The organism is Pelomonas baiyunensis (genome assembly GCF_043555935.1).
Classification (GTDB): domain Bacteria; phylum Pseudomonadota; class Gammaproteobacteria; order Burkholderiales; family Burkholderiaceae_C; genus Pelomonas; species Pelomonas baiyunensis.
On record NZ_JBIGIB010000007.1, the window covers coordinates 189,994 to 214,911 of the forward strand.

22 protein-coding genes and 7 tRNA genes are annotated in these 24,918 nt (G+C 64.7%); 5 read left to right on the top strand and 24 right to left on the bottom strand.

Annotation, left to right across the window (positions count from 1 at the left end; translation table 11 throughout):
* Window positions 1-4 precede the first annotated feature (4 nt).
* Window positions 5-2,158, bottom strand: a complete 2,154-nt coding sequence (pnp, locus tag ACG01O_RS21165) for a polyribonucleotide nucleotidyltransferase (protein ID WP_394387472.1) — start codon at window positions 2,156-2,158, stop codon at window positions 5-7.
* 217 nt (window positions 2,159-2,375) lie between these two features.
* On the bottom strand, window positions 2,376-2,642 hold the full coding sequence (gene rpsO, locus ACG01O_RS21170) for a 30S ribosomal protein S15 (protein ID WP_268165882.1): 267 nt from the start codon (window positions 2,640-2,642) through the stop codon (window positions 2,376-2,378).
* A 391-nt stretch (window positions 2,643-3,033) separates the two neighbouring features.
* Between rpsO and ACG01O_RS21175 the strand changes: the two genes are divergently transcribed.
* Window positions 3,034-3,423 carry an Hsp20/alpha crystallin family protein gene (locus ACG01O_RS21175; RefSeq protein WP_394387474.1) on the top strand — a complete coding sequence of 130 codons (390 nt, stop codon included), beginning with the start codon at window positions 3,034-3,036 and terminating at the stop codon, window positions 3,421-3,423.
* On the opposite strand, the gene tsaD is transcribed toward ACG01O_RS21175, so the two are convergent.
* The 9 genes from tsaD to uvrB form a co-directional block, all read right to left on the bottom strand.
* Window positions 3,420-4,454, bottom strand: a complete 1,035-nt coding sequence (gene tsaD / locus ACG01O_RS21180) for a tRNA (adenosine(37)-N6)-threonylcarbamoyltransferase complex transferase subunit TsaD (RefSeq protein ID WP_394387476.1) — start codon at window positions 4,452-4,454, stop codon at window positions 3,420-3,422. The genes ACG01O_RS21175 and tsaD overlap by 4 nt on opposite strands.
* Before the next feature lie 5 nt (window positions 4,455-4,459).
* Entirely contained in the window at window positions 4,460-4,798 is a 339-nt protein-coding gene (fdx, locus tag ACG01O_RS21185; RefSeq protein ID WP_394387477.1) for an ISC system 2Fe-2S type ferredoxin, read from the bottom strand.
* A gap of 12 nt (window positions 4,799-4,810) precedes the next feature.
* Window positions 4,811-6,655 (bottom strand): Fe-S protein assembly chaperone HscA, encoded by a 1,845-nt coding sequence (gene hscA / locus ACG01O_RS21190; RefSeq protein ID WP_394387478.1) that lies wholly within the window; start codon window positions 6,653-6,655, stop codon window positions 4,811-4,813.
* A 5-nt stretch (window positions 6,656-6,660) separates the two neighbouring features.
* Complete coding sequence (gene hscB, locus ACG01O_RS21195; RefSeq protein ID WP_394387479.1) at window positions 6,661-7,179, bottom strand: Fe-S protein assembly co-chaperone HscB; 519 nt, start codon at window positions 7,177-7,179, stop codon at window positions 6,661-6,663.
* Between the two features lie 60 nt (window positions 7,180-7,239).
* The gene (iscA, locus tag ACG01O_RS21200; protein WP_394387481.1) at window positions 7,240-7,563 is read right to left on the bottom strand and encodes an iron-sulfur cluster assembly protein IscA; all 324 of its coding nucleotides are present in this window, start codon (window positions 7,561-7,563) and stop codon (window positions 7,240-7,242) included.
* Between the two features lies 1 nt (window position 7,564).
* Window positions 7,565-7,951, bottom strand: a complete 387-nt coding sequence (iscU, locus tag ACG01O_RS21205; RefSeq protein ID WP_394387483.1) for a Fe-S cluster assembly scaffold IscU — start codon at window positions 7,949-7,951, stop codon at window positions 7,565-7,567.
* Between the two features lie 18 nt (window positions 7,952-7,969).
* The gene (locus ACG01O_RS21210) at window positions 7,970-9,190 is read right to left on the bottom strand and encodes an IscS subfamily cysteine desulfurase (protein ID WP_394387485.1); all 1,221 of its coding nucleotides are present in this window, start codon (window positions 9,188-9,190) and stop codon (window positions 7,970-7,972) included.
* A gap of 30 nt (window positions 9,191-9,220) precedes the next feature.
* Window positions 9,221-9,754 carry a Fe-S cluster assembly transcription factor gene (locus ACG01O_RS21215; RefSeq protein ID WP_394387487.1) on the bottom strand — a complete coding sequence of 178 codons (534 nt, stop codon included), beginning with the start codon at window positions 9,752-9,754 and terminating at the stop codon, window positions 9,221-9,223.
* 198 nt (window positions 9,755-9,952) lie between these two features.
* Window positions 9,953-12,082, bottom strand: a complete 2,130-nt coding sequence (uvrB, locus tag ACG01O_RS21220; protein ID WP_394387489.1) for an excinuclease ABC subunit UvrB — start codon at window positions 12,080-12,082, stop codon at window positions 9,953-9,955.
* Between the two features lie 115 nt (window positions 12,083-12,197).
* Here uvrB and ACG01O_RS21225 point away from each other — a divergent pair, with 115 nt between their 5' ends.
* The 4 genes from ACG01O_RS21225 to ACG01O_RS21240 all read left to right on the top strand — a co-directional run bounded on the left by ACG01O_RS21225 (window position 12,198) and on the right by ACG01O_RS21240 (window position 15,675).
* Window positions 12,198-13,388, top strand: a complete 1,191-nt coding sequence (locus ACG01O_RS21225; protein WP_394387491.1) for an amino acid aminotransferase — start codon at window positions 12,198-12,200, stop codon at window positions 13,386-13,388.
* Window positions 13,389-13,513: 125 nt separating this feature from the next.
* Entirely contained in the window at window positions 13,514-14,833 is a 1,320-nt protein-coding gene (locus ACG01O_RS21230; protein WP_394387493.1) for a polyhydroxyalkanoate depolymerase, read from the top strand.
* Window positions 14,830-15,474 (top strand): electron transport complex subunit RsxB, encoded by a 645-nt coding sequence (gene rsxB, locus ACG01O_RS21235; RefSeq protein WP_394387495.1) that lies wholly within the window; start codon window positions 14,830-14,832, stop codon window positions 15,472-15,474. Before ACG01O_RS21230 ends, rsxB begins: the two co-directional genes overlap by 4 nt.
* A 110-nt stretch (window positions 15,475-15,584) precedes the next feature.
* Window positions 15,585-15,675, top strand: a tRNA-Ser gene (locus ACG01O_RS21240).
* A 575-nt stretch (window positions 15,676-16,250) separates the two neighbouring features.
* Here the strand turns inward: ACG01O_RS21240 and ACG01O_RS21245 are convergent.
* The 13 genes from ACG01O_RS21245 to accD all read right to left on the bottom strand — a co-directional run bounded on the left by ACG01O_RS21245 (window position 16,251) and on the right by accD (window position 24,917).
* Window positions 16,251-16,327, bottom strand: a tRNA-Asp gene (locus tag ACG01O_RS21245).
* Between the two features lie 51 nt (window positions 16,328-16,378).
* A tRNA-Glu gene (locus tag ACG01O_RS21250) sits at window positions 16,379-16,454 on the bottom strand.
* A 26-nt stretch (window positions 16,455-16,480) separates the two neighbouring features.
* A tRNA-Ala gene (locus tag ACG01O_RS21255) sits at window positions 16,481-16,556 on the bottom strand.
* 70 nt (window positions 16,557-16,626) lie between these two features.
* A tRNA-Asp gene (locus ACG01O_RS21260) sits at window positions 16,627-16,703 on the bottom strand.
* 52 nt (window positions 16,704-16,755) lie between these two features.
* Window positions 16,756-16,831, bottom strand: a tRNA-Glu gene (locus ACG01O_RS21265).
* A gap of 45 nt (window positions 16,832-16,876) precedes the next feature.
* Window positions 16,877-16,952, bottom strand: a tRNA-Ala gene (locus tag ACG01O_RS21270).
* A gap of 70 nt (window positions 16,953-17,022) precedes the next feature.
* Window positions 17,023-18,423 (bottom strand): glutamate--tRNA ligase, encoded by a 1,401-nt coding sequence (gene gltX, locus ACG01O_RS21275; RefSeq protein ID WP_394387497.1) that lies wholly within the window; start codon window positions 18,421-18,423, stop codon window positions 17,023-17,025.
* Entirely contained in the window at window positions 18,420-19,646 is a 1,227-nt protein-coding gene (locus ACG01O_RS21280; RefSeq protein WP_394387499.1) for an O-succinylhomoserine sulfhydrylase, read from the bottom strand. Before ACG01O_RS21280 ends, gltX begins: the two co-directional genes overlap by 4 nt.
* Before the next feature lie 4 nt (window positions 19,647-19,650).
* Complete coding sequence (gene purF, locus ACG01O_RS21285; protein ID WP_394387501.1) at window positions 19,651-21,162, bottom strand: amidophosphoribosyltransferase; 1,512 nt, start codon at window positions 21,160-21,162, stop codon at window positions 19,651-19,653.
* A 10-nt stretch (window positions 21,163-21,172) separates the two neighbouring features.
* Window positions 21,173-21,715, bottom strand: coding sequence for a CvpA family protein (locus ACG01O_RS21290; protein WP_394387503.1), 543 nt, complete (start codon window positions 21,713-21,715; stop codon window positions 21,173-21,175).
* 13 nt (window positions 21,716-21,728) lie between these two features.
* Entirely contained in the window at window positions 21,729-22,655 is a 927-nt protein-coding gene (locus tag ACG01O_RS21295; protein WP_394387505.1) for an SPOR domain-containing protein, read from the bottom strand.
* A gap of 17 nt (window positions 22,656-22,672) precedes the next feature.
* On the bottom strand, window positions 22,673-23,983 hold the full coding sequence (gene folC, locus ACG01O_RS21300; protein ID WP_394387507.1) for a bifunctional tetrahydrofolate synthase/dihydrofolate synthase: 1,311 nt from the start codon (window positions 23,981-23,983) through the stop codon (window positions 22,673-22,675).
* A gap of 61 nt (window positions 23,984-24,044) precedes the next feature.
* A complete protein-coding gene (gene accD, locus ACG01O_RS21305; protein ID WP_394387509.1) occupies window positions 24,045-24,917 on the bottom strand; it encodes an acetyl-CoA carboxylase, carboxyltransferase subunit beta in 873 nt (290 codons plus the stop codon).
* Window position 24,918 lies beyond the last annotated feature (1 nt).

Below are 24,918 nucleotides of genomic sequence, written 5' to 3' on the forward strand. Positions count from 1 at the left end.
GTGATTACTCCGCGGCCGGGGGCGTGGCTTCAGGGGCCGGAGCAGCTTCGCGAGGTTGCTGCTCAGGACGGTCGATCAGCGCCTTCATGGACAGCTTGATGCGACCCTTTTCGTCGGTCTCGAGCACCTTGACCTTGACGACCTGGCCTTCCTGCAGGAAGTCGGTCACCTTCTCGACGCGCTGATGGGCGATCTGGCTGATGTGCAGCAGACCGTCCTTGCCCGGGAGCAGGTTCACGAGGGCGCCGAAGTCCAGGATCTTGACGATCGGGCCTTCGTAGACCTTGCCCACTTCCACTTCGGCGGTGATCTCGGCAATGCGCTTCTTGGCCATTTCGGCCTTCTCGGCGTCCGTCGAGGCGATCGTGATGGTGCCGTCTTCACCGATGTCGATCGTGGTGCCGGTCTCTTCGGTCAGCGCACGGATGGTGGCGCCGCCCTTGCCGATCACGTCACGGATCTTCTCGGGGTTGATCTTCATCGTGTACAGGCGCGGAGCGAACTGCGACACCTCGGTGTTGGCGCTGCCCATGGCTTCCACCATCTTGCCCAGGATGTGCAGGCGGGCTTCCTTGGCTTGCGCCAGAGCGACCTGCATGATTTCCTTGGTGATGCCCTGGATCTTGATGTCCATCTGCAGGGCGGTGATGCCCGTGGACGTGCCGGCCACCTTGAAGTCCATGTCGCCCAGGTGATCCTCGTCGCCCAGGATGTCGGTCAGCACGGCAAAGCGGTTGCCGTCCTTGATCAGGCCCATGGCGATGCCGGCCACGTGCGCCTTCAGCGGCACGCCGGCGTCCATCAGCGACAGGCAGCCGCCGCAGACGGAAGCCATCGACGAGGAGCCATTCGACTCGGTGATCTCGGAGACCACGCGCAACGAGTACGGGAACTCTTCCTTGCTCGGCAGCACGGCGACCAGCGCGCGCTTGGCCAGACGGCCGTGGCCGATTTCGCGGCGCTTCGGCGAACCCACGCGGCCCGTCTCGCCGGTGGCGAAGGGGGGCATGTTGTAGTGCAGCATGAAGCGGTCTTCGAACTCACCGTCCAGTGCGTCGATGCGTTGAGCATCGCGGTCGGTACCGAGGGTGGCCACCACCAGCGCCTGGGTTTCACCACGGGTGAACAGGGCCGAACCGTGGGTGCGCGGCAGGATGCCGTTGCGGATCTCGATCGGGCGCACGGTGCGGGTGTCGCGGCCGTCGATGCGCGGCTCGCCGGCCAGGATCTGGCTGCGGACGATGCGGGCCTCGATCTCGAACAGCAGGCCTTCCACTTCGACCTTGTCGAAGGACACGCCTTCGGCAGTCAGCGCAGCGAAGACGTTCGCAGCAGCGGTACGGCAGGCTTGCGTGCGGGCTTGCTTGGAGCGGATCTGGTAGGCCTCACGCAACGGGCCTTCGGCCAGGCCGTTGACCTTGGCGATGAAGGCCTCGTCCTTGGCGGGCGCGGTCCAGTTCCAGGCTGGCTTGCCGGCTTCCTTGACCAACTCGTTGATGGCGGCGATGGCCACATTGCCCTGCTCATGGCCGAACACGACGGCGCCCAGCATGACCTCTTCAGACAGGCCCGAGGCTTCGGACTCGACCATCAGCACCGCGGCTTGCGTGCCGGCGACCACCAGGTCCATCTGGCTGTTGACCAGCTCGGACTTGCTGGGGTTCAGCGTGTACTCGCCGTTGACATAGCCCACGCGAGCGGCGCCGATCGGGCCGTTGAACGGGATGCCAGAGACAGCCAGCGCTGCGGACGTGCCGATCATGGCGGCGATGTCGGCCTGCACTTCCGGGTTCAGGCTGACCACGTGCACGACGACCTGGACTTCATTGAAGAAGCCTTCCGGGAACAGCGGGCGGATCGGGCGGTCGATCAGGCGGCTGGTCAGCGTCTCGTGCTCGCTCGGGCGGCCTTCACGCTTGAAGAAGCTGCCGGGGATCTTGCCGGCGGCGTAGGTCTTCTCGAGGTAGTCGACGGTGAGCGGGAAAAAATCTTGACCGGCCTTGGCTTCGGTCTTGGCGACCACCGTGGCCAGCACGACGGTGCCTTCAATGTTGACGAGGACAGCGCCGCTGGATTGACGGGCAACTTCGCCCGTTTCCATCACGACCGTGTGACGGCCCCATTGGAACGACTTGGTGACTTTGTTGAACATGGACATGCTCATCTCCTGGTTGTGGTGGGCGACTGCATCGCTTGCAGAGCGCCCGGTGAACACCGGAAACGAGGCTGGGTTTGGCCCAGATGCCATTCCAAGGCGACTCGACGACGAGCCGTCTTGGAATGATCCGCGACCACGTCAGCTTGGTTCCGGCAGATGGACAAAGAGCCTGTACTGGGCTTGAGGACCAGACAGGCTCCTTGCGGGATACGCGAAATTACTTACGCAGGCCCAGCTTCTGGATCAGCGCAACGTAGCGGGCCGAGTCCACACGCTTCAGGTAAGCCAGCAGGCTCTTGCGGGTGTTGACCATCTTCAGCAGACCGCGACGACCATGGTGATCCTTGGCGTGCGTCTTGAAGTGGGGGGTCAGGTCGTTGATGCGGGCGGTCAGCAGAGCGACTTGGACTTCGGGGCTGCCGGTGTCATTGGCGCTGCGTGCATTGGCCTTGACGATTTCGGCCTTCTTTTCGGCGATGGACATTTGAGTTCCAAAAGGTTTCGGAAGTCCGGCCGGGCGAGATGCACAAAAGCATGCTGCCGCAGACGGTTTCCGGAGGGTTGACTTGCGGACACGGGGGAAACCACCCCGAGCCGTGCTGGTATCGCACACCTGACGGCGCACAACCTGCAGATTCTAGCGCAAAGCCTGCACCTGCGGGTCGATGGGTCGGGCGCACGAAGGCGAGCCCGTGGAGATCGGGGTGGAACGAATCCGTTTCAAGGGCACCTTTCGCTGCGCAACGCTTTTAAGTGACATCCATCAATCGACTGTCGCGCAGCCTCTTGACCCACCTGCCCGGCCGCCCTATCTCCGCTCCATCGGGTGCTGCTCCCGACTGGCCCAGCAGCGCAAACCAACGGAGTTGACCCTCATGTTCTACCTGACCCACCCCCGCCAAGTCGTTCGTGCCCTGCGCCAATTCGATGTGGAAACCACCCGCACACCGGCGCTCGATGTCAGCGAACACGAGGCCGGCTACCAAGTGACGCTGGACATGCCTGGCGTGGCCAAGGAAGCCGTCAAAGTTCGCGTCGACGGTCGCCGCGTGCACGTCGAGACCGTGACCGCCGACCACGCAGCCCCCACCGATGGCTCCCGCATGCTCTACCGTGAGCGCCGCGCGGCCAGCTACGCCCGCAGTTTCTCGCTGCCCGTGGAGCTCGAGCCCGCCCAATCCGAGGCCCGGTTCGAGAACGGCGTGCTGTCGCTGCGACTCGCCAAGCGCGTGGCCGAGAACGGCGGCGAACTCGCCGTGCTTTAAGCCGCTGACAGGTCCCAGCGCGGTCGCACTTCAAAGCCGCCGTCGCGTCGGGGCTTGGCCATGCCGCGCTGCACCCGCAGCGCGGCCGCCATCGCAATCATGGCGCCGTTGTCGGTGCAGAGCGACAGCTCCGGGTAGTGCACACGCACGCCTCGGCGGGCGCAGACCGCATTGAGTTGCTCCCGCAGTTGCGCGTTCGCCCCAACGCCGCCGGCAACAACCAACCGCCTGAGGCCTGACTCTTTCAGAGCCAGCAGCGACTTCTTCACCAACACCTCAACAATCGCCGCCTGGGTGGAGGCCGCCAAGTCGGCCTTGGCTTGATCGCACGGCGCGTCACCGAGTTTTTTCACCTGCGTCAGCACGGCCGTTTTGAGGCCGGCGAAGCTGAAGTCAGGCTTGCCGCTGTGCAGCAAGGGACGCGGCAATGCATAGGCCTGCGGGTTGCCGAATTCCGCCAGCCGTGCCAGATGCGGGCCACCCGGGTAAGGCAAGCCGAGCAGTTTGGCACTCTTGTCGAACGCTTCGCCGGCCGCATCGTCAATCGTCTCGCCGAGGATCTCGTACAGGCCGACGTCGCTCACCCGCATCAGCTGGGTGTGCCCTCCGCTGACCAACAAGGCCACAAACGGGAACTCCGGCGCGTCGGCAGACAAAAAGGGCGACAGCAAATGGCCTTCCAAGTGGTGGATGGGCAAAGCTGGCACCTCCAGCGCCGCGGCCAATGACACGGCCACCCCCGCCCCCACCAGCAGCGCCCCCGCCAAGCCCGGACCTTGCGTGTACGCAATCAGATCCACGTCACTCAGCGCCAGGCCCGCCTGGGCCATGACCTCCCGCGTGAGCGGCAGCACCCGCCGCACGTGGTCCCGCGACGCGAGCTCGGGCACCACGCCACCGTATGCCTGGTGCATGGCGATCTGGCTGTGCAGGGCCTGCGCCAGCAACCGAGGGGGGCGACCGCCCTCCACCTCGATCAGCGCCACCCCGGTCTCGTCACACGACGACTCGAACCCGAGGATGCGCGTCACCGCGGTCACTTGCCTTCCTTGGCGTGGTTGATCGAGTACTTCGGAATCTCGACCGTGATGTCTTGCTGCCCCAGGATGGCCTGGCAGGACAGTCGCGAATCAGGCTCCAAGCCCCAGGCACGGTCCAGCATGTCTTCCTCACCCTCTTCCATCTCGCTGAGCGAGCGGCCGCCTTGGCGCACGATGACATGGCAGGTGGTACAGGCGCACACTTGGTCGCAGGCGTGCTCGATGTGGATGTCGTGGTCGAGCAGCGCCTCGCAAATGGACGTGCCGGACGGCGCCGTCACGGTGGCGCCCTGTGGGCAGTACTCGGCGTGAGGGAGGATGTTGATGACGGGCATGGGGCGAAAGGGTCAGAGGGCCGAGACGTCGCGGCCGGTCAGCGCGCGGGCGATGCTTCGATTCATGCGCTCGGCCGCGAAGCCTTCGGTGGCTTCGGCCAGCGCCTTGGTGGCGGCGTCAATCGCGTCGGCATCGTCCGTCATGGCGGCCAGGGCCGACAGGCGCGCTTCCAAGGCCTCGCGCTCAGCCTCGGGCAGCAAGTCTCCATCGGCAGCCAACGCGCTTCGGGTGGCGAGCACCATGCGCTCGGCTTCCACACGCGCCTCACGGAGCTTGCGCGCGGCCATGTCCGCATCGGCGCTGGAGAAGCCGTCTTTCAACATGCGGGCGATTTCGTCATCCGCCAAGCCATAACTGGGCTTGACCGTGATGGCGGCTTGCACGCCGGACGTCATCTCCTCGGCCGCCACGCTGAGCAATCCGTCTGCGTCGACCTGAAAGCTGACGCGGATGCGCGCCGCGCCGGCGGCCATGGGCGGAATCCCGCGCAACTCGAAGCGGGCCAAAGAGCGGCATTCGCTGACCAGCTCGCGCTCGCCCTGCACCACGTGGATGGCCATGGCCGTCTGGCCGTCTTTGAAGGTGGTGAAGTCTTGCGCCTTGGCAACCGGAATCGTGGAGTTCCGTTCGATCACGCGCTCCACCAGTCCGCCCATGGTTTCCAGCCCCAGCGAGAGCGGAATCACGTCCAGCAACAAGATCTCACCGTCGGCGGCATTGCCGGCCAACTGGTTGGCCTGGATGGCGGCACCCAGCGCTACCACCTCGTCGGGGTTCAGATTGGTCAGCACCTCGCGGCCGAACAGTTCACTGACCGCGCGTCGCACCACCGGCATGCGCGTTGAGCCGCCGACCATGACGGCGCCCTGCACGTCCGCAGGCTTGACCTTGGCGTCGCGCAGCACGCGCTTCACGGCCGTCAGTGTCTTGGCGATCAGCGGCTGCGCGAGTTCTTCAAACTGGGCGCGGCTGACGGCCACACGCAGTTCCCCGTCATCCAGCGCCGCCACCAACTCGGTGGATTCAGCATCGGACAGCGCCTCTTTGGCCGCACGCGCCGCCACCAGCACCGCGCGCTTGTCGTGGGCCGACGCCAACACCCGCCCTGCCAGCGCCCAGTCAGCCAGGGCCCGGTCGAAATCGTCACCCCCCAGCGCGGCGTCGCCGCCCGTGGCCACCACCTCGAACACGCCACGCGTCAGGCGCAGCAGCGAGATGTCAAAGGTGCCGCCGCCCAGGTCGTACACGGCATAAAGGCCTTCACTGGCGTTGTCCAAGCCGTAGGCGATGGCTGCAGCCGTGGGCTCGTTGATCAGGCGCAAGACCTTCAAGCCAGCCAGCTCCGCGGCGTCTTTGGTCGCTTGGCGCTGGGCGTCGTCGAAATAGGCCGGCACCGTGATCACGGCGCCGAACAAGTCGTCCAGGAAGCTGTCTTCCGCACGGAAGCGCAGGGTGGCCAGGATGTCAGCCGACACCTCGACCGGGCTCTTCAAGCCGTCGCGCGTGGCAATGGCGAGCATGCCCGGGCGGTCTTCCAACTGGTAGGGCAACTGATCGCGGTTGGCGATGTCCGCCACCGTGCGCCCCATGAAGCGCTTCACCGACACCAGGGTGTTTTCAGGGTCGTCAGCTTGCGCTGCCAGCGCCTCCGCACCGATCTGTCGGCGGCCTTCGGGCAGGTAGCGCACGGCCGACGGCAGGATGACCCGGCCCTGTTCGTCGGGCAGGCACTCAGCCACGCCATGGCGCACCGAGGCGACCAGCGAGTGCGTCGTGCCCAGGTCGATGCCGACCGCAATGCGGCGCTGGTGCGGGTCGGGCGAAGCACCCGGTTCGGAAATTTGAAGAAGAGCCATAGGGGTCAGGCATCCAGCGCCGCCAGGCGTTGGTCAATATCGGCACGGAAGCGCTGAATGAACATCAGCGCCCTCACCTGCGCAGCCGCCGCGGCCGCATTGTTTTCGTTGTCCAGCAAGCGCGCGGCGGCTGCCAATGCAGCAGACTCGGCCGTCGCTGCTTCATCGTCCAGCGCCTCGAGTGCGGCCGCTGAACGCGCCTCGTCGAGCGCCTCGCGCCATTCCATCTGCTGCATCAGGAAGGCTGCGGGCATCTGGGTGTTGTTCTCGGCCCCAACGGCCGCACCACGCAGTTCACACAGGTAGGCCGCCCGCTTCAGCGGGTCCTTCAGGCGCTGGTAGGCCTCGTTCACCCGCATCGCCCATTGCATGGCTACACGCTGCGCGGCCGCACCTTCGGCCGCGAACCGGTCGGGGTGAACCTCGGCCTGCAACGCCTTCCAACGCGCATCAATCGCCGCGCGGTCCTGCGCCTGGGTCTCAGGCAAGCCGAAAAGCTGGAAGTCGTTGTCGGTCAAGCGCATGGCGGTCAATGAAAAGCAAAAGCGCGGCAATGCCGCGCTCCGCGCAATTTCAGCGGGTGATCACACACGGAACGATTCGCCGCAGCCGCAGCGGTCCTTCTCGCGCGGGTTGCGGAACTTGAAGCCTTCGTTGAGGCCTTCGCGAACGAAGTCCAATTCGGTGCCGTCCAGGTAGGGCAGGCTTTTCGGGTCGATCAAGACCTTCACGTCGTGCCCCTCGAAGACCACATCCTCGGGCGCCACTTCGTCGGCGTACTCCAGCTTGTAGGCCAGGCCCGAGCAGCCGGTCGTCTTCACGCCCAGACGCACGCCCACGCCCTTGCCTCGCTTGGCGATGTAGCGCTTGACGTGGCGAGCCGCGGCTTCGGTCAGCGTGACGGACATATCAGCTGCTGTGCTTGGCGCGGTAGTCGTCCACCGCAGCCTTGATGGCGTCTTCCGCCAGGATGGAGCAGTGGATCTTCACCGGCGGCAGAGCCAGTTCTTCGGCGATTTGGGTGTTCTTGATGGCCAGCGCCTCGTCCAGACTCTTGCCCTTGACCCATTCGGTCACGAGCGAACTGGACGCGATGGCCGAGCCGCAGCCGTAGGTCTTGAACTTGGCGTCCTCGATGAGCCCGGTGGCCGGGTTCACCTTGATCTGCAGCTTCATCACATCACCGCAGGCCGGCGCGCCGACCATGCCGGTGCCGACGTCGTCATCGCCCTTGTCGAAGTTGCCGACGTTGCGGGGGTTCTCGTAGTGGTCAACGACCTTGTCGCTGTATGCCATGAATCTCTCCTAGCGGGCTCAGTGGGCCGCCCATTGGATGGTCGACAGGTCGATGCCATCCTTGTACATGTCCCACAGGGGGGACAGCTCGCGCAGTTTCGCGACACGATCCGTCAGCACGCTGACGGCGTAATCGATCTCTTCTTCGGTCGTGAACCGGCCAATCGTCATGCGCAGCGAGCTGTGGGCCAGTTCATCCGAGCGGCCGAGTGCGCGCAGCACATAGCTGGGCTCCAGACTGGCCGAGGTACAGGCCGAACCCGACGACACCGCCAGGCCCTTCACGCCCATGATCAACGACTCGCCTTCCACGTAGTTGAACGAGATGTTCAAGTTGTGCGGCACGCGGCGCTCCAGGTCACCGTTGATGAAGGTCTGCTCGATGCCCGACAGGCCTTGCACCAGGCGGTTGTGCAGCGCGCGGATGCGCTCGCCTTCCGACGCCATCTCTTCGCGGGCGATGCGGAACGCTTCACCCATGCCGACGATCTGGTGCACCGGCAGCGTGCCCGAGCGCATGCCACGCTCGTGGCCGCCACCATGCATTTGCGCTTCCAGGCGCACGCGGGGCTTGCGGCGCACGTACAGCGCACCAATGCCCTTGGGGCCGTAAGTCTTGTGCGACGCCAGGCTCATCAGGTCGATCGGCAACTCGGCCAGATTGATCTCGACCTTGCCCGTGGCCTGCGCGGCATCGACGTGGAAGATCACGCCGCGCTCGCGGCACAGGTTGCCCAGCGCCACGACGTCCTGGATCACGCCGATCTCGTTGTTCACGTGCATGACCGAGGCCAGGATGGTGTCCGGGCGCAAGGCAGCCTTGAAGGCTTCCAGATCGAGCAGCCCGTTCTCTTGCACGTCGAGGTAGGTCACCTCGAAGCCCTGGCGCTCCAGCTCACGCATGGTGTCCAGCACCGCCTTGTGCTCGGTCTTGACGGTGATCAGGTGCTTGCCGCGGGTCTTGTAGAACTGTGCCGCGCCCTTGATCGCGAGGTTGTTGGACTCGGTGGCGCCCGACGTCCAGACGATCTCGCGCGGATCGGCACCGATCAGCTCAGCCACCTGCACACGGGCTTTTTCGACGGCTTCTTCAGCCTCCCAGCCCCAGGCGTGGCTGCGCGAAGCCGGGTTGCCGAAATGCTCTCGCAGCCAGGGAATCATGGCGTCTACCACGCGGGGGTCGCACGGCGTGGTGGCGCCGTAGTCGAGGTAGATCGGGAAGTGCGGGGTCATGTCCATGGAACGACTGCTTGTTGGAGTTCTTCTGACTTACTTGCTGAATGCACCGCCCAGTGCGAACACCGAGTTGGGCGCCGTCACGCGGATGGGCTTGAGCACCGGCTGGCTGGAGATGGCACGCTTGACCGGCGCCGCTTCTACCTCGAAGCCCTTGGCGAGCTGCTCGTCGGCCAGCTTGCGCAGCGAGACGGAATCGAGGTATTCGATCATCTTGGCGTTCAGGTTCGTCCAGAGTTCGTGGGTGATGCAGCGGCCGGCGTCTTCGCCCATGCAGTTTTCTTTGCCGCCGCAGCCCGTGGCGTCCAGCGCCTCGTCAACCGCCACGATGATGTCTGCCACGGTGATGTCTTCGGACTTGCGGCCGAGCGAGTAACCGCCACCCGGGCCGCGCGTGCTTTCGACCAGCTCATGCCGGCGAAGCTTGCCGAACAGCTGCTCCAGGTATGACAGCGAAATCTGTTGACGTTGACTGATCGCCGCCAAGGCCACCGGCCCCGTATTCTCGCGCAGCGCCAAGTCCAACATTGCGGTGACTGCGAACCGGCCTTTGGTAGTGAGACGCATCTGAAACTCCTTTGCGAGATGGCAGGACCAAAACTTGTCCTGGACAAATGATTGCGGGTTAACCCGGCGAGCTCGGCACAATAGCCGAGCAAATCATTTCCGATTATTTTACTCGACTAAAGGATTTCTGGGTGGCGCCCCACGGTGGCCCCTTGAGTTCAAGGGCCATTCACGCCGAACCTTTGCCGAAGCTGGCGGTCAGCGCCCCGGTCCACCCGATCGCGCCGCACTCAAGGGCACGACGTTGTCGTGAACACGGGCACCGAACGCCTGCTCGCGGAGCTGAGCCAGTTGATCCCGCAACCGAGCCGCCTGCTCGAATTCCAGGTTACGAGCGTGCTCCAGCATTTGCTTTTCCATCTGCGCCATGCGTTTGGCGAGGTCCTTCTCGGAGAGTTCCTCGACCTGCGCTGCCGCCAGCAACTTCGCCTCGTCGCGCCCGGACTCTTCGGAGTACACCCCGTCGATCAAGTCCTTGATGCGTTTTTGGACGCTGCGCGGCGTGATGCCATGCTCTTCGTTGAATGCGATTTGTTTGGCACGCCGCCGCTCGGTCTCGCCAATGGCCTTGCGCATGGACTCGGTGATGCGGTCCGCGTACAGGATGGCCTTGCCGTTCAAATTGCGCGCGGCCCGGCCAATCGTCTGAATCAGGCTGCGCTCGGCACGCAGGAAGCCTTCCTTGTCGGCGTCCAGGATGGCCACCAGCGACACCTCGGGGATGTCCAAGCCTTCGCGCAGCAGGTTGATGCCCACCAGCACGTCGAAGGCACCCAGGCGCAAATCGCGCAGGATTTCGACCCGCTCGACCGTGTCCACGTCGGAATGCAGGTAGCGGACCTTGACGCCGTTGTCGCTGAGGTAGTCGGTCAGTTGCTCGGCCATGCGCTTGGTCAGCGTGGTGATGAGCACGCGCTCGTTCACCTCCACGCGCAAGCGAATCTCTTGCAGCACGTCATCGACCTGATGAGTGGCGGGGCGCACTTCCACCACCGGGTCCACCAGGCCGGTGGGCCGCACGACCTGCTCCACCACTTGACCGGTGTTGTCCTGCTCATACTGCCCCGGCGTGGCCGACACAAAGATGGCCTGGCGCATCTTGCGCTCGAACTCATCGAACTTCAGTGGCCGGTTGTCCAGCGCCGAAGGCAGGCGAAAGCCGTACTCCACCAAGGTGGTCTTGCGGGCGCGGTCGCCGTTGTACATGCCGCCGAACTGGCCGATCAGCACGTGGCTTTCGTCCAGGAACATGACGGCGTCTGGCGGCAGGTAATCCACCAACGTGGGCGGCGGGTCGCCCGGCTGCGCGCCGGACAGGTGGCGGGTGTAGTTCTCGATGCCTTTGCAGTGCCCCACTTCCTGAAGCATCTCCAGGTCAAAGCGGGTGCGCTGCTCAATGCGCTGCGCCTCGACGAGCTTGCCCTCCTTCACGAAGAAGCCGACCCGCTCGCGCAGTTCTTCCTTGATGGCCTCCGCCGCGGCCAAGACGCGGTCGCGGGGCGTCACGTAATGACTGCTCGGGTACACGGTGAACCGCGGGATCTTCTGGCGAATTTGCCCGGTGAGCGGGTCGAACAGCGACAACCCGTCAATCTCGTCGTCGAACAGTTCGATGCGGATCGCCAATTCCGAGTGCTCCGCCGGAAACACGTCGATGGTGTCGCCGCGCACACGAAAATGGCCGCGGGTGAATTCCATCTCGTTGCGCGTGTACTGCATGCGAATGAGGTGCGCGATGACGTCCCGCTGCCCCATCTTGTCGCCCACCCGCAGCGTCATCACCATCTGGTGGTAATCGCTCGGGTTGCCGATGCCGTAAATCGCCGACACCGACGCCACGATGACCACGTCCCGCCGCTCCAGCAGGCTCTTGGTGCAACTCAGGCGCAGTTGCTCGATGTGCTCGTTGATCGCGCTGTCCTTCTCAATGAACAGGTCGCGTTGCGGCACGTAGGCCTCGGGCTGGTAATAGTCGTAGTAGCTGACGAAATATTCGACTGCGTTGTTGGGGAAGAAATCGCGGAACTCGCTGTACAGCTGGGCCGCCAGCGTCTTGTTGGGCGCAAAGATGATGGCCGGCCGCCCGAGACGGGCGATGACGTTGGCCATCGTGAACGTCTTGCCCGAACCCGTCACGCCCAGCAGCGTCTGGTAGCTCAAACCGTCATTCACCCCCTCCACCAATTGGCCGATGGCCGTGGGCTGATCCCCCGCCGGCGGGAAAGGCTGGAACAGCTGAAATGGTGAGCCTTCGAAGCTGACGAATTCGCCCTTGCGCGGCTCCGTGTCACTTTCCGGGCTGGCGGGGGCGTTCAAGGCTTCTTGCATGGGGAATTCCCTGGGTTCACGGGCAAAATTGCTGCGCTGCGAAACCTGGCAGGGTAGCGCAGCGCGCGTTCCCCGACCTCCCACCTCCTGCCAACGCCCTTTCAGGAACCTCGACATGTCTTCTTTGTTCGCCGACGTCGCCCTTGCCCCCCGTGACCCCATCCTGGGCCTGAACGAACAGTTCAACGCCGACACCCGCCCGGGCAAGGTCAACCTCGGCGTGGGCGTGTACTACGACGAAGCCGGCAAGCTCCCGCTGCTCCAGTGCGTGCGCGAAGCCGAGGCCGCCATGGCCGCAGCGCCCAAGCCGCGCGGTTATTTGCCCATCGACGGCATCGCCGCCTACGACAAGGCGGTTCAAAAGTTGGTGTTCGGCAGCGAACTCAAGAACGTCGCCACCGTGCAAGCCCTGGGCGGCACCGGCGCGCTCAAGATCGGCGCCGACTTCCTGAAGCAACTCAACCCCAACGCCAAGGTGTTGATCTCGGACCCGAGCTGGGAAAACCACCGCGCGCTGTTCACGCAGGCCGGTTTCACGGTCGAAACCTACCCCTACTACGACGCAGCCAACAAAGGCATCAACTTCGCCGGCATGCTGGCCGCGCTGAATGCCGCGCCCGCGGGCACCGTCGTGGTGCTGCATGCCTGCTGCCACAACCCGACCGGCTATGACATCAGCGCGGCTCAGTGGGCCGAAGTTGTCGCGGCCGTCAAGGCCAAGGGCCTGACGCCGTTCCTGGACATGGCGTACCAAGGCTTCGGGTTCGGCTTGAAGGAAGACGGCGAGGCCGTGCGCCAGTTCCAGGCCGCCGGCGTGGGCTTCTTCGTCTCGACCAGTTTCTCCAAGAGCTTCTCGCTCTACGGTGAGCGCGTGGGTGCCCTGAGCGTGGTGTGCAGCAGCGATGAAGAGTGCGTGCGCGTGCTGTCGCAGCTCAAGATCATGATCCGCACCAACTACTCCAACCCGCCGACGCACGGCGCCCAGGTGGTGGCTGCCGTGCTGTCTGACGACAAGCTGCGCGCCATGTGGGAAGAAGAACTGGCCGGCATGCGCGTGCGCATCAAGGCCATGCGCACAGCCTTGGTGCAGGCCCTGAAGACGGCTGGGGTGACGCAGGACCTGTCCTTCGTGACCGAACAACTGGGCATGTTCAGCTACTCCGGCCTCACCGCTGCCCAAATGCAGCGTCTTCGCGCCGAATTTGGCGTCTACGGCGTCGATTCTGGCCGCATCTGCGTCGCTGCGCTGAACGAAGCCAACCTGCCGACCGTGGCGGCAGGCATGGCCGCTGTGATGCGCGGCTGAGCCCGCGCCGCCAGGAAATGCGGACGATTGGCGGTTTGACCGCCAATCCAATGTTGCAGCGCACAACGCTGCAACCGTTTTCTGGCACCATGACAGCCTTTTCCAGCCCTTCCTGAAGGCTTGCCATGCTGTATCAGTTCTTCGAAACCCAGCGCGCCCTGCTCAGCCCCTTCTCGGAATTCGCCGCGGCGTCGGCCAAGCTGTACAGCCATCCGCTGTCGCCGTTTGCGCACACGCCGCTGTCGCAGCGCATGTCGGCCGGGCTGGATCTGATGCACCGGCTGGCCAAGGACTACGAAAAGCCTGAGTTCGACATCGAGTCGGTCGAGGTCGACGGCGTCGAAGTGGCGGTGCAGGAACTCGTGCCGCTGGAAAAGCCGTTCTGCCGGCTGCTGCGCTTCAAGCGCTACACCGACGACCCGGCCGTGCTGGCCAAGATGAAAGATCAGCCGACCGTGCTTGTGGTGGCGCCGCTGAGCGGCCACCACAGCACGCTGCTGCGCGAAACGGTCAAACAACTGCTGAAGGACCACAAGGTCTACATCACCGACTGGACCGACGCGCGCATGGTGCCGCTTGAAGTCGGCCCCTTCCACCTGGACGATTACATCAAGTACGTGCAGGAGTTCATCCGCCTGGTGGGCGGTGCCGACTGCCATGTGATGTCCGTCTGCCAGCCCACCGTGCCGGTGCTGGCCGCAATCAGCTTGATGGCGAGCGCCGGAGAAGCTACGCCCCGCAGCATGACCATGATGGGCGGCCCCATCGACGCCCGCAAGAGCCCCACGGCGGTCAACAACCTGGCCATGAACCGCAGCTTCAGCTGGTTCGAGAACAACGTCATTTACCGCGTGCCGACCAACTTCCCCGGGGCGGGACGCGAGGTTTACCCCGGCTTCTTGCAGCACACCGGCTTCGTGGCGATGAACCCGGACCGCCACCTGACGTCTCACTACGACTACTTCCTGGACCTGGTGCGCGGCGACGACGAAGGCGCCGAGGCCCACCGCCGCTTCTACGACGAGTACAACGCCGTACTCGACATGCCGGCCGAGTACTACCTGGACACCATCAAGACCGTGTTCCAGGACTTCGCCTTGGTGAACGGCACGTGGCAGGTCGATGGCGCGTTCGTGCGCCCGCAAGACATCACCGGCACCGCCTTGCTCACGGTGGAAGGCGAACTCGACGACATCTCCGGCGCCGGCCAAACCAAGGCGGCTCACGACCTGTGCGCGGGCGTGCCGAAGCAGCACCAGTATCACTACGACGCCATCGGCGCCGGTCACTACGGCATCTTCTCGGGCCGCCGCTGGCGCGAGAACGTGTACCCGCAGGTGCGAGATTTCATCGCCAAGTACGACGCGGCACCGCTCACGAGCGTGAAGTCCGGCAGCCCGGCCAAAGCAGCACCCTCCACCCGCAGCCGCAATCGCAAGGCGTGACGCTCGTCGATCGCATCGACGCGGCGCTGCCGCAAACCCAATGCACGCGATGCGGCTACCCAGATTGCCGCTCGTACGCCGTGGCTGTGGCCGCCGAAGAGGCGCAGATCAACCAGTGCCCTCCAGGCGGCCAGGAAGGCGTGGCTCGCTTGTCGGAGCTGACTGGCCGGCCGGCCTTGCCCCTCAACCCTGAGAACGGCATCGAAGCCACGCGCGGCGTGGCCGTCATTGACGAGGCCTGGTGCATCGGCTGCACGTTGTGCATCAAGGCCTGCCCGGTCGATTGCATCGTGGGCGCTCCGAAGAGCATGCACGTGGTGGTGGCATCGCAATGCACCGGTTGCGAACTGTGCGTGCCGGCCTGCCCGGTGGACTGCATCACCCTGCCCGAGGTCACCACGGCCACAGGCTGGGCGGCATGGAGCAGTGACTTGGCGGCTCAGGCGCGCGAACGCTATGAGTTCCGGAGCATTCGCGTTCCGCGGGATGCCCACGAACAGGAACAGCGCCTAATGAAGAAGGCGGAAGACAAACTCGCGGATGTTGCCGCTGCATCGCGGCTGACGGACCCTGCGCAACTCGACCGAAAGCGCGCCGTGATCGAGGCTGCATTGGCGCGCGCACGGGCCAAAAAAGGCTGAAGCATCGAATTGCGGTTCGGTCTGCAGGCCCACCTGACACGCACCTGCAGGCAAAAGTTCTGCGTCATTCTTCTTGGAAGCGCGCGAACGCGCTATACTAGCGGGCTGCTGGAGAGGTGGATGAGCGGTTTAAGTCGCACGCCTGGAAAGCGTGTGTGGGTTAATAGCCCACCGCGGGTTCGAATCCCGCCCTCTCCGCCAAGAAACTGAAAACGGGCCTCACGGCCCGTTTTTAATTTCTGCGCTCATTTCAGCCCCGCCAAGCTCAGTGCGGGCAAGCCCACCTCGGGGCCGGTCGAGCATCGCTTCAAGACACGACGCCGCCGATCGCCCTCCAATCGGCCTGGCTGCAATTCATCCCGCGAAAGGCGCATTTCGTCGGGTCGCGCTGGCAATGGCCCGTGAGCGCCATCACACTGCATGCTGTCTTTTGCTGTTTGCCTTCAAGGTGGAGCACCGCATGCCCTCAGTTATTCGTGCGTTGGCCTGTGCGCTAGTGAGTGCAACCGTACTCGCCGCGCCTTGCGAGGCCAGCGAGGTGGTAAAACTGGCCCGGCTCGTGGTCAGTGGCAAACGTGGTCCCGCCGATCCAGTACGTGCATCTGCGGATGGTCGCGCCGACGGCGCTGCGGGCCGACAAGGTGGCGCACCAGTCCACGGTTCTGGAGGAACCGACGCGGCCGGCACGGCCCCCACCCCACCGCGCGGCGTTTCCTGACGCAAACGTTTCGGGAAAAGGAAAAGCCGAATCTCTTGCGAGATTCGGCTTTTTAATATGGCGGAGTGGACGGGGCTCGAACCCGCGACCCCCGGCGTGACAGGCCGGTATTCTAACCAACTGAACTACCACTCCGCGTGGGATGTATTCAGTATTGAAATATCAATACTCAAGCCACATCAAACTTGGCGTCCCCTAGGGGATTCGAACCCCTGTAATCACCGTGAAAGGGTGGTGTCCTAGGCCTCTAGACGAAGGGGACAAAAACAACTTGTGTGCCACCAGAAGTGGTGGAGGTAAGCGGGATCGAACCGCTGACCTCTTGCATGCCATGCAAGCGCTCTCCCAGCTGAGCTATACCCCCAGACTGGCAACACACAAATGCAAACGGCCAACTTGTGGCCGCTTACACATTGGCGAACCAATGCAAAACTTGGCGGAGTGGACGGGGCTCGAACCCGCGACCCCCGGCGTGACAGGCCGGTATTCTAACCAACTGAACTACCACTCCGCGTGGGATGAATTCGATATTGTATATCAACAATATCCAAGCTCATCAAACTTGGCGTCCCCTAGGGGATTCGAACCCCTGTAATCACCGTGAAAGGGTGGTGTCCTAGGCCTCTAGACGAAGGGGACGAATCCTTCGCGACTTGAACTGCGCGCCACCATTCATATTCTGTTTGGTGGAGGTAAGCGGGATCGAACCGCTGACCTCTTGCATGCCATGCAAGCGCTCTCCCAGCTGAGCTATACCCCCTGTGCTAGCGAATGTCTTGCGACTTCGTTAACAGCGCTGTTCAAGCGAGAACGAGAGTATAGACCGATTTTCAGCGTGCCTGCAAGAGTTCGACCACTTTTTTCTGATCAAAGTGTTCGAGGACCGCGTCGAGGCTGGGCGTCTGGGGGCGCCCACACACCAACACACGGACGGGAATGGCCAATTGCGGCATCTTCAGTCCGCTTTCGGTCAAGGTGTCTTTCAAGGCCTGCTGAATGGCTGCCTTGTCCCAGGTTGCCAAGGCCGACAACTTGCCGGCAAAGGTGGCAATAGCCGGGCGAACCGCAGGAGTGACATGGGTTGCGAGGTCTTCCGCGGATGGGGCGACGGGCTCGAAATACATCCGCAACCAATCGGCAAGGTCGCCCACCGTGACGCAGCGGTCCTTGAACAACGCCAGCTTGTTCTGCACTTGCGAAGCTGCAGCGATCACGCCGCGGTGGGCCAACTGATCCACCACCAGCTGGGCCAGCCGGCCTTCTTCGACTTGCTTCAGGTGATGTGCATTGACCCAGTCCAACTTGGCCGGGTCCCACTGGGCCGGGCTCTTCGACAGATGGCTGCCGTCGAACCAAGCGACCATTTGCTCGGCGCTGAAGAGCTCGTCATCGCCATGGCTCCAGCCCAGGCGAGCCAAATAATTCAGCATGCCTTCAGGCAGGTAGCCCCTGTCGGCATAGTCCATCACGCTGACTGCACCACGGCGCTTGGACAGCTTCAGGCCGTCATCGCCCAGGATGATGGGCAAATGGCCGAATTGCGGCAACGGTGCACCGAGGGCGCGGAAGATGTTGATCTGCCACGGCGTGTTGTTGACGTGCTCATCGCCACGGAACACATGGCTGATCCGCATGTCCCAGTCATCGACCACGACGGCGAAGTTGTAGGTGGGCACGCCGTCCTGGCGCGCGATGATCAGATCGTCAATCTCGCGGTTGTTGATCGTGATCGGGCCCTTGACGATGTCGTGCCACGTCACGTCGCCCTCGATGGGGTTCGCGAAGCGAACCACCGGCTTGACGCCCTCCGGCGGTGCCGGCAGCACCTTGCCGGGCTCGGGACGCCAGCGGCGGTCGTACAGGGTCTTTTCACCGCGGGCCCGCTGCGCCTCGCGCATGGCATCCAGGTCTTCCGGCGTCGCATAGCAGCGGTAGGCCTTGCCTTCGGCGATCAGTTGCTCAATGACGGCCTGATACCGATCCAGGCGCTGCATCTGGTAGACCGGGCCTTCGTCATAGCTCAGGCCCAGCCAGTTCATGGCCGCGATGATTTGGTCGACGGAGTCCTGGGTGGAGCGCGCCACGTCCGTGTCTTCGATTCGAAGCACGAACTCGCCGCCATGGTGGCGGGCATAAGCCCACGAGTAGAGCGCCGTTCGCGCAGTGCCCAGGTGCAGGAACCCGGTGGGAGACGGCGCAATGCGCGTGCGGATCTTGTCGAAGGAACTCATGAATTCTTCAATGTAGAAAGGCCCCGGGCCAGGTCGTCGCAGATGTCATCGACATGCTCCAGTCCGACGGCCAGGCGAATCAACCCCTGGCCGATGCCGGCCGCCTGACGCTGAGCTTCAGTCAAGCGCCCGTGCGAGGTGGTCGCTGGGTGGGTGATGATGGTTTTGGTGTCACCCAGGTTGGTCGCAATCGACACGACCTGGGTGCTGTCGATCACGTGGAAAGCGGCAGCCCGCGAGGCTTCCGGCGTGTCGCCCTTCAACTCGAAGGACAACACCGCCCCGCCCTGCCCCGATTGCTGGCGCATGGCCAGGTCGTGCTGGGGGTGCGAGGGCAGCGCCGGGTAGTAGACGCGCGCAACTTCCGGCCGCGCCTCCAGCCAGCGCGCGACCGCCAGCGTCTGCTCACTCTGGGCTTTCATGCGCAGGCTCATGGTTTCCAGCCCCTTCAACACCACCCAGGCGTTGAAAGGTGCCAAGGTCATGCCCACGGTGCGCAGGATGGGGCCGAACACGTCACGGATCCAACGGTTCGGGCCGCACAAAGCGCCCGCCATGACCCGCCCCTGGCCATCCATGTACTTGGTGGCGGAATGCATGACGATGTCGGCGCCCATGTCCGCCGGGCGCTGCAGGGCCGGGGTCGAGTAGGTGTTGTCGACGGCCAAGATGGCCCCCGCGCCGTGGGCGATGTCCGCCAGAGCCCGGATGTCGCACACCTCGGTCAACGGATTGGTCGGCGTTTCAGCGAAAAACAGCTTCGTGCTGGGGCGCACTGCGGCGCGCCACTCGTCCAGGTCGGTTTGCGAGACAAAGCTGGTCTCAACACCGAACTTGCCGAACTCCTTGACGAAGAGGTTGATCGTGGAGCCGAACACCGAACGGGAGCACACCACGTGGTCGCCGGCCTTCAGCACGCCCATGGCGAGCAACAGGATGGCGCTCATGCCGGTCGAGGTGGCGATGGCCGCCTCGGTGCCTTCCAACGCAGCCAGACGCGCTTCCAGGCTGCGAACCGTGGGGTTGCTGGTGCGGGAGTAGGTGAAGTCTTCCGAATTGGAAAACTTGCGGGCCGACGTTTCGGCGTCGGACTGGACGTAGGCCGTGGTGAGGAACAAGGCCTCGGAGTTCTCGCCGTGGGCGCTGGGCGCCAACGCCGTGCGAACGGCAAGGGTCTCGGGGCGCAACCCCGGTGGCAAGGGGCGACGGGCCGGCTCGCTCATGCACTCAGCCCTCGCTGCCGCTTTGCAGCGCCAGACGGCTGCGGGCGGCCGCATCTTCCTCGTCGCCTTGCGCCGCACGTTGCTCACGCATCGCGGCAAAGTCTTCCAGGCTGACGTCGCCGGTCACGTAATGGCCATCGAAGCAACTCGCTTCAAAACCGGCCAGGCCGGGGTGCAGCGCGGCTACCACGCGCTTCATGGCGTCCACGTCTTGGTAGATCAGCGCATCCGCACCGATGTAGGCGCGAATCTCCTCGATGCTGCGGCCATGGGCGATCAGTTCTTCCTTGGTCGGCATGTCGATGCCATACACGTTCGGGAAGCGCACCGGGGGCGCGGCCGACGCAAGAAACACCTTGCGCGCACCGGCCTCGCGGGCCATCTGCACGATCTCTTTCGACGTGGTGCCGCGCACGATGGAGTCATCCACCAACAGCACGTTGCGGTTCTTGAACTCCAGCGAGATGGCATTGAGCTTCTGACGCACGCTCTTCTTGCGAGCGCCCTGCCCCGGCATGATGAAGGTGCGGCCCACATAGCGGTTTTTGACGAACCCCTCGCGGTACGGCTTGCCGATGCGATGCGCCAACTGCATGGCCGACGGGCGGCTGCTTTCCGGGATGGGAATCACCACGTCAATGTCGCTGGGCGGCATCGTGGAGATGACACGCTGCGCCAGCGTCTCGCCCATGTTCAAACGAGCCTGGTACACCGAAATGCCGTCCATCACCGAGTCCGGGCGGGCGAGGTAGACGAACTCGAACATGCAGGGGTTGAGCGACGGGTTGTCGTTGCACTGCTCGGTGTGGACTTTGCCGGTCATGTCCACGAAGAGCGCCTCGCCCGGCGCCACATCGCGCTCGAGCTGATGGCCCGTGCCTTCGAGGGCCACGCTTTCGCTGGCCACCATGAAGTCGCCGTTCGGCGCACGACCAAAGCACAGGGGACGGATGCCGTACGGGTCGCGGAAGGCGAGCAGGCCTTGACCGGCAATCAGCGCGATGACGCCATAGCTGCCCTTGATGCGCTTTTGCACCGCACGCACCGCGGCGAAGATTTCCTTGGGCGTCAGCGGCAGGTCGCGCGCGGCCAACTCCAGTTCATGCGCCAGCACGTTAATCAACACCTCGGTGTCACTCTCGGTGTTGATGTGGCGGCGATCGATGTCGAACAACTCCTCCTTCAACGCGTGGGCGTTGGTGAGGTTGCCGTTGTGCACCAGCACGATGCCGAACGGCGCGTTCACGTAGAAGGGCTGCGCCTCTTCCTCACTGTAAGCATTGCCCGCAGTGGGGTAGCGCACCTGACCCAGGCCGATGTTGCCCGGCAACGCACGCATGTTGCGGGTGCGGAACACGTCGCGCACCATGCCGCGGGCCTTGTGCATGAAGCACTTGTGGCCTTGCATGGTGACGATGCCGGCCGCGTCTTGGCCGCGATGCTGCAGCAGCAGCAAGGCGTCGTAGATCAGCTGATTGACGGGGGATGCAGCGAGAGTGCCGACGATGCCACACATGGCGGAGTCCTTATTCAGTCGAGGCCTCGTCCGACGGGGTCATCGAACGGGTAATGAAATGAGCAACGGGATCGGGCAGCCAGGGCGCCAGCCCCTGCAGCACACCGGCCAGCACGGGCACCGCACGGGAGGCCTGCCACGTGGCGGATTGCGCCAAGGGGGATGCCCCGATGACCAACACCAGCAGCAGTGCCACCAACACGCCGCGCAGGGTGCCAAAGCCAGCGCCGCCCAGCCGATCCAGCGCCGACAGGGGCGACGCCTGGATGAGCGTTTTGACCAGGCGCGATGCCAGGCTCCACACGATCAGCACCAACACGAAGCTGGCCACCAGCGACACGAAATGCAGCGCCGCCGGGCCGAGCGACTCCGTCCAACGCTGCGGCAGCAGCGACTCCACCAAGGGCGACAGCGGTCCTGCAGCCAGGTAAGCCACCAACCACCCGGCCAGCGACATCACCTCGAACACCAGGCCGCGCCACAGTCCCACGCCGATGGAAATCAGCAGCAGCGCCCCCAGCGCAAGGTCGACCCAGCTCAGCGTGACGTCCATGCGGCGTGCTCCGTCAGAGGGTCAGGATGGCACCCGGCAGCCCGGCGCTCTTCAGCTTGGCCGCAGCACGCTCGGCTTCGTCACGGCTCGTGAACGGGCCCAAGCGAACACGCACGCGGTGCCCATCGGCGGTGTCCACCGCCTGGGCGTACGTCTTGAGGCCGAGCTTTTCGACCTTGCCGCGCACTTCCTGCGCCGCCTTGTTCTCGCCGTAGGCGCCAACCTGCACGATGTAGCGCGCAGCGGCGGGCTCGCGTCCGTCCAGCAGGGCTTGCGCCCGCGCGCCGTCGGTCGCAACGGCCTTGGGCTTGTCCACGGTTTTCTCGGCCGGCTTGTCAGCGGCTTTCTCAGCCGGTTTCTCGGCGACCTTGACCGTCGGCTTGTCCTGAGGGCGCTCGGCCGGCTTGGCCGTCGGCTTGTCCGCAGGCTTTTCAGTCGGCTTGACCGCAGCTCTCTCTGAAGCTTTCTCAGCGGCTCTCTCCGGCGCCTTGCTGGCTGCCTTCTCCGGCGGCGGCTCCGCGGCCTTGTCCATCGCCTTTTCCACCGGCAGCTCTGCGGACGCTGCCGCCAGCTTGTCGCTCGACTTGGGGCCCGCAGCCGGCGGCGTCACCGGCGGGGTCATGGCGGTCGCGGTGCCGTTGGCCTCGGGGGTGGTCGCTGCAAGCGGCTCGCGCGTCGGCACAACCAGAGGCGCCGCGTTGTCCTTGCGCGGGATGTCGATGGGCAGGTCCACCGGGATCGGCCGCGGCTGGGTCTCGAACACCAGCGGGAACCCGACCACGCCGGCCGCCACCAGCACGGCGGCACCGATCAGGCGGCGCCGTGCCCGAATGCGCAACACCTGCACATCTTCGGCGGCGGACGACTTCGCGCCAGACTTGGCCGGCTTCTTGGGCGCCGTGTCGGCGTCACTGCGCTTGAGGAAGGAAAACAGGCCCATCGGCGGTGTCGCTGACTTCAGTGGAGGGTGGGAGGCTGTTCCGCCGGGCGGCCGGCGGTCACGCGCGGCAGGCCGGCTTGAAGCACGCCACCCACGGTGTAGAAGGAACCGAAGACCAAGATTCTATCGGCCGGTGTCGCGTCGGCGGCTGCCGCATGCAGGGCGTCGAGCGGGTTGGCGTGGGTGGCGGTGCTCACGCCCGGCGGCGTTTTCAAGCCCGAGGCCAGGAAGGCCGCCTGCAACTGCGCCGCTGTCGCAGCCCGGGGAATGGGCAGGTCGGTGAAGTGCCAGTGGTCCACCAGCGGTGCGATGCGCTCCAGGATGCCGGCCAGGTCCTTGTCGGCCATGGCGCCGAACACGGCATGCGTGCGGGGGAAGAAGCCCATTTGGTCGAGGTTCTGAGCGAGTGCCGCGACGGCGTGCGGGTTGTGGGCCACATCCAGCACCACGGCCGGCTGGCCGGCCAGCACCTGGAAGCGGCCGGGCAACTCCACCAAGGCCAGTCCCGTGCGCACGGCCTGGGCGCTGATGGGCAGGCGGTCGGCCAGCGCCTCAAACGCCGCCAGCACACCCGACGCGTTCAGCAGTTGATTCACGCCACGCAGCGCCGGGTACGACATGCCCGAGTACCGCTTGCTGCGGCCGGCCCATTGCCATTGGGTTCGGTCGCCGCTGAAGGTGAAGTCGCGGCTCAGTTGTCGCAGGTCGGCGCTCAACTCCTCGGCACGCAGCGCCAGCGACGCCGGAGGCATGGGGTCGCTCACCACCACCGGGCGACCAACGCGCATGATGCCGGCCTTCTCGCGGCCCACGCTCTCGCGGTCGGGGCCGAGGAACTCGGTGTGGTCCAGGTCGATGCTGGTGATGACGGCGCAGTCGGCATCGATCACATTGACGGCGTCCAGCCGCCCGCCCAGGCCCACCTCCAGGATGACGAGGTCCAGCGGCTCATGCTGCAGACGCCGCATGATGGCGAGCGTCGTGAACTCGAAGTAGGTCAGCGTGATGTCGCCGCGCGCAGCTTCGACGGCCTCGAAATGAGGCTCCAGCGACTCGGCCGCCACCGGCGCGCCGCCCACGCGGCAACGCTCCTGGAAGTGCACCAGGTGGGGCTTGATGTAGAGGCCGACCCGGTAGCCGGCGTGCAGGGCGATGGACTCCAGCATGGCGCAGGTCGAGCCCTTGCCGTTGGTGCCAGCCACGACCACGGTCGGGCAGTCGAAGGCGATGCCCAATCGCTCTTTCACTGCCTGGACGCGGTCCAGCGTCATGTCGATGGTCTTGGGATGCAGGCGCTCGCAGTGGGCGAGCCAGTCGTCAAGCGTCATGGCGGTCATCTAAAAACAAAAGCCAGGCGCGAAGCCTGGCTTGGAACTGTCGCGACGAAGCTCAGGCCACCGCGTCCGCGCTTTGGCGCTGCAGCATGGCGAGCTGGCGGGCGATGGTTTCGCGCAGTTGGCGGCGATCCACGATCATGTCGACCGCCCCCTTCTCCATCAGGAATTCGGCACGCTGGAAGCCGGCTGGCAGCTTCTCGCGCACGGTGTTCTCGATGACGCGCGGGCCGGCGAAGCCGATCAACGCCTTGGGCTCGGCGAGCACGATGTCGCCCACGAAAGCAAACGACGCCGAGACACCGCCCATGGTCGGGTCGGTGAGCACGCTGATGTAAGGCAGCTTGGCTTTGGCCAGGCGGGTCAGGGCCGCGTTGGTCTTGGCCATCTGCATCAGGCTCAGCAGGCCTTCCTGCATCCGGGCACCGCCGGTGGCGGTGAAGCAGATGAAGGGCGTCTTCTGCTCGATGGCGGTCTCGACGCCGCGCACGAAGCGCTCGCCGACCACGGAGCCCATGGAGCCGCCCATGAAGTCGAACTCGAAGCAGGCCGCAACGACCGGAACGCTCATCACAGCGCCGCCCATGACGATCAGCGCGTCGGTCTCGCCGGTGTTCTCCAGCGCTTCCTTCAGGCGGTCCGGGTACTTCTTGCTGTCCTTGAACTTCAGGGCGTCGACGGGCAGCACTTCCTGGCCGATCTCGTAGCGGCCTTCACCGTCGAGGAAGGCATCCAGGCGCGCGCGGGCGCCGATGCGGTGGTGGAAGCTGCACTTGGGGCAGACGTTGATGTTTTGCTCGAGGTCGGTCTTGTAGAGCACCGTCTCGCAGCTCGGGCACTTGATCCACAGGCCTTCCGGCACCGTGCGGCGGTCGGCGGGGTCACCCTGCTGGATCTTGGGCGGGAGGAGTTTGTCGAGCCAACTCATG

What these genes read in the sequence shown, in the direction of transcription:
- pnp (WP_394387472.1), bottom strand. Translation starts at nt 2,158, where the DNA reads ATGTCCATGTTCAACAAAGTCACCAAGTCGTTCCAATGGGGCCGTCAC.
- rpsO (WP_268165882.1), bottom strand. Translation starts at nt 2,642, where the DNA reads ATGTCCATCGCCGAAAAGAAGGCCGAAATCGTCAAGGCCAATGCACGC.
- ACG01O_RS21175 (WP_394387474.1), top strand. Translation starts at nt 3,034, where the DNA reads ATGTTCTACCTGACCCACCCCCGCCAAGTCGTTCGTGCCCTGCGCCAA.
- fdx (WP_394387477.1), bottom strand. Translation starts at nt 4,798, where the DNA reads ATGCCCGTCATCAACATCCTCCCTCACGCCGAGTACTGCCCACAGGGC.
- hscA (WP_394387478.1), bottom strand. Translation starts at nt 6,655, where the DNA reads ATGGCTCTTCTTCAAATTTCCGAACCGGGTGCTTCGCCCGACCCGCAC.
- hscB (WP_394387479.1), bottom strand. Translation starts at nt 7,179, where the DNA reads ATGCGCTTGACCGACAACGACTTCCAGCTTTTCGGCTTGCCTGAGACC.
- iscA (WP_394387481.1), bottom strand. Translation starts at nt 7,563, where the DNA reads ATGTCCGTCACGCTGACCGAAGCCGCGGCTCGCCACGTCAAGCGCTAC.
- iscU (WP_394387483.1), bottom strand. Translation starts at nt 7,951, where the DNA reads ATGGCATACAGCGACAAGGTCGTTGACCACTACGAGAACCCCCGCAAC.
- ACG01O_RS21210 (WP_394387485.1), bottom strand. Translation starts at nt 9,190, where the DNA reads ATGGACATGACCCCGCACTTCCCGATCTACCTCGACTACGGCGCCACC.
- ACG01O_RS21215 (WP_394387487.1), bottom strand. Translation starts at nt 9,754, where the DNA reads ATGCGTCTCACTACCAAAGGCCGGTTCGCAGTCACCGCAATGTTGGAC.
- uvrB (WP_394387489.1), bottom strand. Translation starts at nt 12,082, where the DNA reads ATGCAAGAAGCCTTGAACGCCCCCGCCAGCCCGGAAAGTGACACGGAG.
- ACG01O_RS21225 (WP_394387491.1), top strand. Translation starts at nt 12,198, where the DNA reads ATGTCTTCTTTGTTCGCCGACGTCGCCCTTGCCCCCCGTGACCCCATC.
- ACG01O_RS21230 (WP_394387493.1), top strand. Translation starts at nt 13,514, where the DNA reads ATGCTGTATCAGTTCTTCGAAACCCAGCGCGCCCTGCTCAGCCCCTTC.
- gltX (WP_394387497.1), bottom strand. Translation starts at nt 18,423, where the DNA reads ATGAGTTCCTTCGACAAGATCCGCACGCGCATTGCGCCGTCTCCCACC.
- ACG01O_RS21280 (WP_394387499.1), bottom strand. Translation starts at nt 19,646, where the DNA reads ATGAGCGAGCCGGCCCGTCGCCCCTTGCCACCGGGGTTGCGCCCCGAG.
- purF (WP_394387501.1), bottom strand. Translation starts at nt 21,162, where the DNA reads ATGTGTGGCATCGTCGGCACTCTCGCTGCATCCCCCGTCAATCAGCTG.
- ACG01O_RS21290 (WP_394387503.1), bottom strand. Translation starts at nt 21,715, where the DNA reads ATGGACGTCACGCTGAGCTGGGTCGACCTTGCGCTGGGGGCGCTGCTG.
- ACG01O_RS21295 (WP_394387505.1), bottom strand. Translation starts at nt 22,655, where the DNA reads ATGGGCCTGTTTTCCTTCCTCAAGCGCAGTGACGCCGACACGGCGCCC.
- folC (WP_394387507.1), bottom strand. Translation starts at nt 23,983, where the DNA reads ATGACGCTTGACGACTGGCTCGCCCACTGCGAGCGCCTGCATCCCAAG.
- accD (WP_394387509.1), bottom strand. Translation starts at nt 24,917, where the DNA reads ATGAGTTGGCTCGACAAACTCCTCCCGCCCAAGATCCAGCAGGGTGAC.